Origin of the sequence: Roseomonas sp. KE2513 (assembly GCF_016107305.1) — a bacterium.
GTDB lineage: Bacteria > Pseudomonadota > Alphaproteobacteria > Acetobacterales > Acetobacteraceae > Roseomonas.
In genome coordinates this window covers 17,355-27,869 of sequence record NZ_RCVR01000050.1, presented here as the reverse complement: position 1 = coordinate 27,869, position 10,515 = coordinate 17,355, and the positions used below count along the sequence as shown (strand labels likewise).

Sequence of the window (10,515 nt, the reverse complement as noted above, 5' to 3'; positions counted from 1 at the left end):
GGTATCGTCAACTTGGCTGCCCATCAGGTTGCCTGAGCGGCTCACCACCAGATAGTCGGGCGGGATGACTGCCCTCTCCGCCTGCCCCAGCTTCGCCGGTTATCGCTTCCCAGCCGAGATCATCAGCCAAGCGGTCTGGCTTTACTTTCGCTTCCCGCTCAGTTTGCGGATGGTGGAGGAGATGCTGGCCTTCCGCGGCATCGTGGTCAGCCACGAAACACTGCCGCAATGGGGTCGCAAGTTTGGCCAGGCATTTGCCAACGGGATCCGGCGCCGGCTGCCGCGGGCGGGTGACAAGTGGCACCTAGATGAGGTCGTCCTCAAGATTAACGGCGTGACGCATTGGCTTTGGCGCGCCGTCGACCAGGGCGGGATGGTACTCGACGTGCTGGTGCAGAGCCGAAAGGATAAGCAGGCTGCCAAGCGGCTACTCAGGAAGCTGCTGAAGCGGCAGATGCGGCCACCCCGGGTCATGATCACCGACAAGCTGGCGAGCTATGGCGCCACGAAGAAGGAGGTGATGCCCTCCGTCGAGCACCGGCAGCACAAGGGGCTGAACAACCGCGCCGAGAACTCGCATCAGCCGACGCGATGACGAGAGCGGCAGATGAAGCACTTCAAATCGGCACGCCAGGCGCAGCGTTTCCTCTCTGCCCACGATGGGATCAACAACCTTTTTCATCTTCGCCGCAACTACCTCACCGCCAGCAACTACCGCGCCGCAAGGGAGCGCGCGTTTGAGGTGTGGTCCGACATCAGCGGCGTCGCCGTGCGGGCTTGATCGCCCTCGATCCCACCGCCGGTCCGTCAGCCTTCTCGCCTCGAGGCCGGCAAGTTGACTGTGCCCACCGAACGTCTCGCCGAGGCTGGCATCGAGCCATCCGTCGGCAGCGTCGGCGACAGCTACGATAATGCCCTTGCCGAGACCATCAACGGCCTGTTCAAAACCGAGGTCATCCGCCGCCGTGGGCCCTGGCGCAGCATGGAGGCCGTCGAGTTCGCCACCCTCGAGTGGGTGGACTGGTACAATCACCGTCGCCTCCTCGAGCCGATCGGCAACATGCCACCAGCCGAAGCGGAGGCGCGTTACTATGCCGGGCTTGAGGAGCCAGCCCTGGCAGCGTAACCCGAGCCAATCAGCCTCCGGGGAACCCGGTGCGGTTCACTGCTGATCAACCCCGTCGACATGGAGCGGGCGGACCTGCACGAGGGCCAGGTCGTCTCCCTCGTCAGCGCCGCGGAGGACGGGGTGGAACGCCAAGTCTTCGGCCTGAAGGTCACGCCCTTCTCGCTGCCGGATGGCTGCCTTGGCGCTTACTATCCCGAGATGAACCCGCTCATCCCGCTCTGGCACCACGATCAGCAATCCAAGACACCCGCTGCCAAGGCGGTCGCCGTGCGGATCCGGGCGACGGATCAAACAGGCCCGAGGGCGGAGCTGTTGGAGCCGTCCGGCCATCAGATCCGGCCGGACTAACAAGACTTTCAACTGCACATCGTGGTCCGGCCAATTGGGCCGGGCTGCGAGGCAGCCATAGTTTCAGCGCGCCGGAGTGCCAGCGTGTAATAGACCTGTGCGCGCCGAATGTTCACTGGTCGCCGGAGGCACCGCCACGGCGGCGGTTCTCTCTCAAACGTAGCGGCGATGCCTCGCGGCCATCAGAGCTCTGCCTGTTTCAACCACTCTGCCGCCCGACGCGTTAGACCGAGCAGGTCGTCGCTGCGGTGGCTCGGCCGAACCGGCTGCAAGGCGCCATGCTACGGAAACTGTTTTTGCTCGCCTCCATTGTGGCGCTCGGTGCGGCAGGCGCCGCCTGGTTCCTCTCGGCGCCGCGCCCCGCCTTCGCCGAGACGGATGCCCCGCACTTCGAGAACGGCGACGCCGCCCTTGGCCAGCGCATCTTCAACGCGGGGCAGTGCGCCTCCTGCCACGCCTCTCCGGGGCAGGAAGACCGCCTGCGCCTGGGTGGCGGAATGGCCCTGGGCTCACCGTTTGGCACCTTCCACCCGCCCAACATCTCCCCCGACCCGAAGGACGGCATCGGCGGATGGCGCGGGATCGACCTCGCCAACGCCCTGCTCTCCGGCGTCTCGCCGCAAGGGCAGCATTACTACCCCGCCTTCCCCTACCCGAGCTACGCGCGGATGCGGCCGGAGGACGTGCGGGACCTCATGACCTATCTCCGCACCCTTCAACCCGTAGAGGGTCGCGCACCACCGCACGAACTTCCCTTCCCTTTCACAATCCGCCGTGGGGTCGGCTTCTGGAAGCTCCTCTTCCTCAATCGCACGCCCATCACCGATGACCCCGCCCGCGACCCGGACTGGAACCGTGGCCATTATTTGACGGAGGCGGTGGCGCACTGCGCGGAGTGCCACTCCACCCGAAACCTGCTTGGCGCGATCAAGCCTCAAGCTCGCTTCGCCGGCGGCCCGGACCAGGAGGGTACCGGCTTCGTGCCGAACATCACGCCGCAGGCAATCGGCGCTTGGTCGGTTCAGGATTTGGTGCGGGTGCTGAGCACGGGCCACACGCCGGATCTGCGCGTCACGAAGTCCTCGATGGATGAGGTGGTCACCAACATGTCCTCCCTGCCCGAGGAGGACCGCCGCGCCATTGCCACCTACATCCACGCCTTGCCCGCGCGGCCCACGCCCAACCTCTCCAACTGACGGGCCGCCCGGCTAGCGCGCGTAAAGATACGCCGCCACGTCCCGCGCCTCCGCCTCCGTGATGCCCGTCGCCGGCATCGCCGTGCGGGGCGACAGGGACCGCGGATCGACGATCCAGGCGACCATGTCCCGCGGCGTGTTGCGCGCCACGCCGCCGACATAGACGCGCGCACGCATATCCGTCAGCGGTCCCGCCACCTTCCCGTCCGCACCGGGGACGCCGGGCACCGTGTGGCAGCCGCCGCAGCCGTAGCGCGTGATCAGCTCCGGCGCACGCCCCGGATCTCCGCCTGTGAGTGCCCTGGCCACCTCCTCCCGCTCCTGCGCCTGCAGGTACGTCCAGCCGCCTAGGCCCAGTCCACCCAGGATCACCAGCGCGAGTCCCATTACCGCGAAAAGGGTGAAGCGCCAGGGCGGCGGGCTACCGACCGCCAGCCCGCCGTCAGCGTCTGCCGCCCGCATCAGCCGCAGCGCCCCCCAGCCCAGAAGCGCGGCGCCAAGCGCCCGCAGGGGCGCGCTACGGAAGCGCATCGCCCACCCTCCAGGCCCGGCCGGGCCGCTTCAGCCAGAGCGCAAGGAAGCCGAGCGCCGCCCCCGCATAGATCGTTCCCGCCGGCACCCACATGATCAGCCCGGCCAACTGCTGGTCCTCCAGCGGCGTGAGTCCCCAAAGGCTCGATCGCGCTGTCTGCGCGCCATAGAGCACGCGCGGCGCGAAGGTCAGCAGCGCTCCCAACAGCCCCGTATGGATCATGGTCAGTACCACATGCGCCGCCGCCGGCCCCGGCTCGCAGCGCCGCAGCAAGGCCCACCAGAAGAGCAGCGCCGTGACGAAGAAGCTGAGATGCTGCATCCGGTGGATGCCGACATGCTGCACCGTGGCATCGAAGAACGCGGGGACATGCCAGATCCAGATGGCGGCGCCGTGCAGCAGCGTCGCCGCAACCGGCGCGGAGAGCACGGCCCAGCCCCAGCGCAGCGGCGGCAGCCGCCCCACGCGCCAGACCGGGCGCCGCAGTCCCGCCGGCAGCGCCCAGGCAAAGGCGCCGCCCGGCCGCGCCAGCACGATCAGCGGGGCTGAAACTGCCATGACGATCTCGTGCTCCACCATGTGCAGGGTGAAAAGCCGCTCGCCAAACCAGTGCAGGGGCGAGAGCAGCGCCCCGGCTAGGGAAAGCCAGCCCGCTGCATAGGCCGCCGCCCGCCAGGGCCCGATCCCCCGCCCCACCCCCGCGCGCCGCCAAAGGCGCAGCGTGCCGCCGGCATAAAGGGTGGCGGAGACAAGCAGGGGCACCACCACCCAGGGATCAAAGGTCCAGCCCGACCCGTGCTCCTCCCCGCCATGCGCCCATGCGCCGCCCACGGCCAGGAATAGAAGGATGGCGAGGAGGGCAGCACGCCTCACCGCTCGCATCCTGTCAGCACCAGGGTAGAGGCGGCCTGGAGCAGTAGCGCGAAGGCGAAGATCAGTCCCGCCAGCGTGCCGGCCGAGCCAAGAAAGCCGTGGACCCCGCGCGCTCCCCGAAAGCTCGAGGCGCGGTACGACAGCCCGGCGCCGAGGATAGCCAATCCCGCTCCTAGCAAGGTCGTCAGCGTGCTGTAGCGGAAGCCGCCGCCGCATTCCGCGTGTGGCAGGATGAGGCCGAGCTGCATGTTCATGGCCCAGAAGGCGGGGCCCATTACCAGCCCCGCCCAGGCCATCGCCCCGCTACGCGGTCCCGCCTGCCCCGTCACAGCCGCGGCACCCCATAGAGGAGGGCATAGATCGGCAGCCAGGTCAGCACCACGAAGTACCAGTAGAGCGAATTGTCCTCCACGTCGCCGTAGCGCCGACGGTTGTCACCGTGGCGACTGAACATCACCGCCATCAGCACCAGCGTGTCCATTACGTCGGTCAGCATGTGCAGGGTGTGAAGGCCCAGCACCAGCCACACCACCGAACCATAGGCGTTGCTGTCCCAGGAGACGTTCAGCGCCGGGAATTCCCAGATCCGCACGATCAGCGGCAGCACCCCCGCCACTGACATGATCACGAGCCCAATCCGCACCCGGCGCAGGTCCTGCCGCTTCGCCCAGCGCGCGACCAGCAGGTTCGGCACGGTGCTGGCCAGCAACAGGAGCGCTATCACGCCGCCCGGCACGGGATCCGGCGGCGGCGCCCCGATCGGCCAGTGCGGCGCCAGGCTGTAGAGGTAAAGGTAAACGCCGATGGCCAGCGCGAAGCCCATGCCCTCGATGAGCATGAAGGCAAGTGTGCCCCACCAGGTCTGGCTAGAGCTGCCGGACCCGTGCAGCGGCAGGGCCGAGAGATCGGCGACCACGCGGTGCCTCACGCGTCATCCTCCGGCGTGCCGCGCGGCCAGAACCAGCCGATCAGCGTGATGGCCACGGGAATGGAGGCCCAGACCAGTGCCCAGGGCGAGAAGATCGACCAGACCAGCATCACGCTTGTCGCCAGCGCCGCCCAGAACGGCCAAATGGAATTCTGCGGCGAGGTTTCCCGCACCTCGGGCGTGGCCGTGCCCATGGTGGTGATCAGAAGCTCCCGCCGGTTCACCGACAGCCCCGACGCTACCGGCAGCGCCGCCCGCTCGTCCCAGAGCGGGGCCGCGCTCGTCACCACGGGAATGCGGGCAAAGTTGTAGGGCGGCGGCGGCGATGTGGTGGCCCACTCCAGCGTCGAAGCATCCCAAGGATTGTCCCCCGCAGGAGGCCCCTTGCGCGCGCTCCGCACCGCATCGACGAAGAACAGCAGGAAACCCGCCGCGAGCGCGATAGAGCAGAGGCTGACGAAGAGGTTCATCCCGCCCCAGCCCAACTCGGGAGGATAGGCATAGATGCGCCGCGGCATTCCCTGCAGCCCCAGGATATGCATGGGGAAGAAGGTGAAGTTGAAACCGAGGAAGAGTAGCCCTACCACCCAGCGCCCGATGCGCTCGCTCATCATCCGGCCGGTGATCTTGGGAAACCAGTAATAGATCGCCCCCAGCAGCGGGAAGACGGCGCCGCCGACCAGCACGTAGTGGAAGTGAGCCACGACGAAGTAGGTGTCGTGCAACTGCGTGTCGAGCGGCACTGAAGCCACCATCACCCCTGTCATTCCCCCCAGCACAAAGGTGAAGAAGAAGGCGAGGATGAAGAGGAAGGGCACGCGGAACACCGGGCGGCCCAGCCAGATTGTCGCGATCCAACAGAAGATCTGCGTCCCCGCCGGCACCGCGATAGCCATGGAGGAGGCGGTGAAGAAGCTTTCGCCCAGCCGCGGCAGCCCCGTGGTGAACATGTGGTGCACCCAGAGCCCAAAGGCGAGCACGCCGATCGCCATGATCGACATCACCAGCGCCAGGTAGCCGAAGATCGGCCGCCGCACGAAGCTCGGCAGCATGGTGGAGAGCATGCCGACCGAGGGCAGGAAGATGATGTAGACTTCGGGGTGGCCGAAGAACCAGAACAGGTGCTGCCACAGCAGCACATCCCCACCCTCCGCCGGGTTGAAGAAATGCGTGCCTACTAACCGGTCCATGATCAGCACGCTGCTGCCCGTGACCACCGCCGGCATCGCCAGAATAATCATGAAGGCCATGACCAGCATAGCCCAGACCACGATGGGGATGCGGTCGAGCGACATGCCCGGCGCACGCTGCTTCAGCACGGTCACCACGATCTCCACCGCCACCGCGAGGGCGGAGATCTCGGTGAAGGTGATCATCTGCGCCCAGACGTCGGCGCGCTTGCCGCTGGCGTATTGCGGTCCTGAAAGCGGCACATAGGCGAACCAGCCGACATCCGGCCCCGTCTGCAGGATGAAGGCCACCCAGAGCATGATGCCGCCGAACAGATACACCCAGTAGGAGAAGGCCCCGAGCCGCGGGAAGGCGATGTTGCGCGTGCCCACCAGTAGCGGCACGAGATAGACCGCCATCGCCTCCGCCACGGGCACGGCAAAGAGGAACATCATGTTCGCGCCGTGGATGGTGAAGATCTGGTTGTAGAGATCCGCCGAAAGGAAGCGGCTCTCCGGCCGCGCCAGCTGCAGGCGCATGAGCATGGCCAGCACGCCGCCCAGGGCCAGGAAGGCGAAGGCGGTGACGATGTAGCGCCGACCGATGATCTTGTGGTCAACGGTCGAGAGCGCGCCCCAGAAGCCCTCCCGCGTCCGCCAGGTCCGCTCCAGCCGCCGCTCCAGCGCCCCCGCCCCCTCCGTCGCCTCCAAGGCGGCGTCGCGAAGGTCCCTCTCCGCAGGCGTCATCGCAGCCTTACCAAGTAGGCCGAGACGGCCTGCAGCTCATCCGCGCTCAGCGGCACCATGGGCATGTTGTTCCCGGGCTTGATCGTCTGCGGGTCCGCAATCCAGGCGGCCATCGCCCCGCGCGTCGTGGGCAGCATACCGGCCGCGATGTTCCGGCGCCCGCCCACATGGGTCAGGTCCGGGCCGAGCGTACCGGCGGCGGCGGTGCCGCGCACGGTGTGGCAGGCCGCGCAGGCCTTGCCCTCCAGCACGGCCCGCCCTGCCACCTCCTCCGCGCTCTCCGGCGCCGCCGCCGCCGCCACCTGCGTTGCCCGCCAACGCCCGAACTCCTCCGGCGTCTCCACCACCACCTGCAGCGCCATATGCGCGTGCTGCAATCCGCAGAACTCCGCGCATTGCGCGCGATAGGTCCCGGCCTGGGTCGGGGTGAAGGCCAGCACGTTGTCGCGCCCGGGGATCATGTCCTGCTTTCCCGCAAGGTTGGGCACCCAGAAGGAGTGGATGACGTCCGCTGCCGCCAGCTCCAGCCGCACGGGGCGCCCGAGCGGCAGGTGCAGCTCATTCGCCGTGATGAAAACCCAGTTTGGCGAGGGATCGTCATAGGTGACCTCCCACCACCACTGGAAGCCACGCAGCCGCACCACCAGCGCCTCCGGATGATCCGCGGAGATGCCGCGGGTCGCGAAGAAGCTGGCCAGCGTCAGGCCGGCGATCACCAGCACGGTGGCCGCCACGGCCCCGCCGACGACCCTGCCCGAGCGCCGCTCAGCCCGCCCCCGCTCCTCCTCGGGCCGCGCGGCGGCCGGGCGGCGCAGCAGCGCGCCCGCCAGCACCAGCATCACCACCGCCCAGACGATCCCGCAGGTGATGGTAAAGAGCCAGAACAGCCCGTGCAGCTCCTGCGCGGCGTCCGCACGCGGGTCCAGGGCCGATTGCCAGCCCGAGCAGCCGGCCAGCAGCAAAAGAGGCAGCACGCACCTGAGCAGAAACGCGCTCATCGGTCCGGTGACACCGGAAGCGCGCCCATGGCCGGCGCCCGGTTCTCCGCGGGGCGGGTTTGCATGGCGTCGTTCCGGCTCGGCGCGGCCGTCGCGGCAACGGTGGCACCCAGGTTCTGCAGGTAGCCGGTGAGCTGCCACATCTGCTCCGTGGTTAAGCGGTCGCGAAAGGATGGCATGCCGTTCGGCCGCCCGTCCCGCAGTGTGACGAAGATCGAGACAGCGTCGGGACCGTAGCGCCACCACCCGTTCATCAGCGCGGGGCCGGACGCCCCACCGCCATCGGCGTGGCAGCCCTGGCAGTTGAACCATTCGTAGAGCCGCTTTCCCTGCGCGAGCTGATAGGCGTTGTTCCGATAGGGCTCCCCTTGCGCCGCGTTCACCATCGGCGGCTGGCCGCTGATCCCGTTGGCCATCACCCGCACCCCGCCCAAGGCCTCCGCAACCGGCGGGTCCAGCCGCGTCTCCCGTGCCTCCCGCTTGCACCCGGCCAGGATGAGCGGCAGCAGCAGGGCCGCCGGGATCACCCTCATGGCAGGCGGAACATGTAGAGGGTCACGCCGGGATCCGGCGAGCGCGGAAGATCCCGAAGCACATTGCCCATCCCGTCCTCCGCCGAGGCGTCTCGCCGGTCGATCTCCGCCTCTGGCCCATCGCCCGAGCCGGCGAGAACCGCCAACTGGGCGTGCCCGTCCGGCCCTCGAAAGGCCACTGGCCGACTGAGAATCCCAGAAGCCGCCTGGAACTGCCAGAGCACCGCACCGCTCCGCGCATCGAGCGCCTTCAGCACTCCATCCAGCGTGCCGTAGACGACCAACCCGCCCGTTGCCAGCACACCGCCCGAGAGCGGGAAGCGCTCCGGCACCGTCCAGGCCGGGCGCCCGGCCTCCAGGTCCCATCCCACCAGCGCGCCCTGCCCCTCCCCGTCCGCGGGGCGGAGGCGAAGGTTGGCGCCCGTGAAGCCGGTGCCGCGGATGTAGTTTGCGTTGCGCGCCTCCATGTCCATGCAAAGGCGGCGCGACGGGATGTAGAGAAGCCCTGTCTCCGGCAGGAAGGCGGAAGCGCCAGTCACGGCCCCCGGGCTGGCCGGGCAGATGTCACGCGTCATCCGGCCGCGCCGCACAGCCTTGCTCTCATCCCGCCGCAGCGCCCCTGTCGCCAGATCGACGCCCGCCGTGGCGTTCACCGGCACGAAAGGCTCGGCCGAGAGGATCTCACCGGTCCCGCGATCCAGCACGTAGACATGCCCGTTGGCGTCGGGGTGGACCAGCAGCCGGCGCGGCGCGCCACGCCAATCTCGGTCGAGGAGCAGGCTCGACGCCGTGGCGCCCAGCCCGTAGAGGTCGTGCGAGTTGAGCGGATCGAACCACCGCGCTCTCCCCGTCTCCAGCTCGCGCGCAAAGAGGCCGGAGGTCCAGCGGTTGTCGCCCTGGCGCTGATCCGGTACCAGCGGCGCAGGGTGCCCCGTCCCGTGGAAGACCAGCCCCGACCCAGCATCCCAGAGGATCGGGCCCGACACACCACCGCCGCCCTGTTGCCAGGCCGAGGGCGGCCAGCTCGCCACCCCCCGGTCGGCCCGGTCGTCGCCAGGATAGAGCGGCCGGAAGCCGGCCCCGATGCCTACCTCCGCATCCTCACCCGTGCTATGCAAGCGCCACAGCCTCCGCCCCGTTCCGGCGTCCAGCGCGGCGATCCAGCCACGCACGCCGAACCGGTCCCCCGCATTGCCGAGCAGCAGCTTTCCACCGGCCGGAAGCGGTGCCGAGGCCAGCGACTCGCCGGAGGAAGGGTCGGCCGTGCGGACCTCCCAGGCCGGGGCGCCGTTCGCGGCATCCAGCGCCAGCGTGCGCCCATCCAGAGTGTTGACGTAGAGGCGCCCCCCTTCGAGCGACATCCCGCCTTGCCCCTCGCCACAGCAACTCCGGCCCCGCGCCGTCCCATCCGCCTCGGGCGTGTAGCGCCACCGCACGGTCGCGTCCGGCGTGGCCAAGTCCAGCGCGTAGAGCGTGTGCGGGAAAGGCGTAAGGAGGAAAAGGGTTTTCCCATCCGCCAGTGGCGCCTGGGTGGCCGGACCGGGATGGTGGGTGCGGAAGGTGAAGGCGAGCCGCAACTGCCCCACGCTCGCCGGTGTCAGCTCTTTCTCGGCGGGCGGAACCTCCGCCGCCCCTACGTTGCCCGGCAGGGCCATCGCCAGGAGCGCGGCCACAGCCCATCCCGTCACGCGAAAGCCCCAGGGCTGGCCCAGCTCCCTATCCACTACCGCGGCAGCCACCGGTGTGATCGAGTGACCAACCACTGCGGGAAGCGCCGCTAGTCTCAAACCGAAGCCTCCCTAAACTGTCGCATCCGCCCGCAGAATGTTGTTCCAGAACGCCAAACGCTAGTTTCGTCAGAAAAGTTCAGCGCTTTAGGTGATTCATCACGCGCGCAATGCTGCATTCCGCCGCTGCTATGCCGAGCACCTTAACCTTCGCCGTGCTCTCCGGAATGGAGCCAAGGGGCGCCCTTTCATGGCAACCTTCCCCTTCCCGCCCCTTACGCACGATAATAGGCTTTACCTGGACCCCGCAATCTTCGTGGCGCGCGAGATGGTCG

General features: G+C 68.4%; 10 protein-coding genes and 2 pseudogenes. 4 read left to right on the top strand and 8 right to left on the bottom strand.

Annotated elements, in window-relative coordinates:
- Positions 1-64: 64 nt before the first annotated feature.
- The 4 genes and pseudogenes from D9599_RS26950 (at position 65) to D9599_RS26935 (ending at position 2,673) form a co-directional block, all read left to right on the top strand.
- Positions 65-781, top strand: a pseudogene (locus D9599_RS26950) (IS6 family transposase).
- 66 nt (positions 782-847) lie between these two features.
- A pseudogene (locus D9599_RS26945) lies at positions 848-1,126 on the top strand (integrase core domain-containing protein); the annotation flags it as partial.
- A gap of 60 nt (positions 1,127-1,186) precedes the next feature.
- On the top strand, positions 1,187-1,477 hold the full coding sequence (locus D9599_RS26940) for a hypothetical protein (protein ID WP_198384385.1): 291 nt from the start codon (positions 1,187-1,189) through the stop codon (positions 1,475-1,477).
- A gap of 296 nt (positions 1,478-1,773) precedes the next feature.
- The gene (locus D9599_RS26935) at positions 1,774-2,673 is read left to right on the top strand and encodes a c-type cytochrome (protein WP_232480966.1); all 900 of its coding nucleotides are present in this window, start codon (positions 1,774-1,776) and stop codon (positions 2,671-2,673) included.
- 12 nt (positions 2,674-2,685) lie between these two features.
- Here D9599_RS26935 and D9599_RS26930 read toward each other — a convergent pair whose 3' ends face one another.
- Genes D9599_RS26930 through D9599_RS26895 form a run of 8 tightly spaced genes read right to left on the bottom strand, consistent with a single transcriptional unit; the run spans position 2,686 to position 10,192 of the window.
- A complete protein-coding gene (locus D9599_RS26930; protein WP_232480965.1) occupies positions 2,686-3,204 on the bottom strand; it encodes a cytochrome c family protein in 519 nt (172 codons plus the stop codon).
- On the bottom strand, positions 3,191-4,078 hold the full coding sequence (locus tag D9599_RS26925; protein ID WP_309228728.1) for a cytochrome c oxidase assembly protein: 888 nt from the start codon (positions 4,076-4,078) through the stop codon (positions 3,191-3,193). Before D9599_RS26925 ends, D9599_RS26930 begins: the two co-directional genes overlap by 14 nt.
- Positions 4,075-4,407: a hypothetical protein gene (locus D9599_RS26920; protein WP_198384382.1), complete on the bottom strand. Its 333-nt coding sequence runs from the start codon at positions 4,405-4,407 to the stop codon at positions 4,075-4,077. The genes D9599_RS26925 and D9599_RS26920 overlap by 4 nt, the downstream gene beginning before the upstream one ends.
- Complete coding sequence (locus D9599_RS26915; protein ID WP_309228727.1) at positions 4,404-5,006, bottom strand: cytochrome c oxidase subunit 3; 603 nt, start codon at positions 5,004-5,006, stop codon at positions 4,404-4,406. The genes D9599_RS26920 and D9599_RS26915 overlap by 4 nt, the downstream gene beginning before the upstream one ends.
- Positions 5,003-6,922: a cytochrome c oxidase subunit I gene (gene ctaD / locus D9599_RS26910; RefSeq protein WP_198384381.1), complete on the bottom strand. Its 1,920-nt coding sequence runs from the start codon at positions 6,920-6,922 to the stop codon at positions 5,003-5,005. Before ctaD ends, D9599_RS26915 begins: the two co-directional genes overlap by 4 nt.
- Positions 6,919-7,920 (bottom strand): cytochrome c oxidase subunit II, encoded by a 1,002-nt coding sequence (gene coxB / locus D9599_RS26905; RefSeq protein ID WP_198384380.1) that lies wholly within the window; start codon positions 7,918-7,920, stop codon positions 6,919-6,921. Before coxB ends, ctaD begins: the two co-directional genes overlap by 4 nt.
- A complete protein-coding gene (locus D9599_RS26900; protein ID WP_198384379.1) occupies positions 7,917-8,453 on the bottom strand; it encodes a c-type cytochrome in 537 nt (178 codons plus the stop codon). Before D9599_RS26900 ends, coxB begins: the two co-directional genes overlap by 4 nt.
- Entirely contained in the window at positions 8,450-10,192 is a 1,743-nt protein-coding gene (locus tag D9599_RS26895; RefSeq protein WP_198384378.1) for a PQQ-binding-like beta-propeller repeat protein, read from the bottom strand. The genes D9599_RS26900 and D9599_RS26895 overlap by 4 nt, the downstream gene beginning before the upstream one ends.
- Positions 10,193-10,515: the final 323 nt, after the last annotated feature.

Excerpts from the sequence above, each read along its gene's own strand:
- D9599_RS26900 (WP_198384379.1), bottom strand. The coding sequence starts at position 8,453 with ATGAGGGTGATCCCGGCGGCCCTGCTGCTGCCGCTCATCCTGGCCGGG.
- D9599_RS26930 (WP_232480965.1), bottom strand. The coding sequence starts at position 3,204 with ATGCGCTTCCGTAGCGCGCCCCTGCGGGCGCTTGGCGCCGCGCTTCTG.
- ctaD (WP_198384381.1), bottom strand. The coding sequence starts at position 6,922 with ATGACGCCTGCGGAGAGGGACCTTCGCGACGCCGCCTTGGAGGCGACG.
- coxB (WP_198384380.1), bottom strand. The coding sequence starts at position 7,920 with ATGAGCGCGTTTCTGCTCAGGTGCGTGCTGCCTCTTTTGCTGCTGGCC.
- D9599_RS26940 (WP_198384385.1), top strand. The coding sequence starts at position 1,187 with ATGGAGCGGGCGGACCTGCACGAGGGCCAGGTCGTCTCCCTCGTCAGC.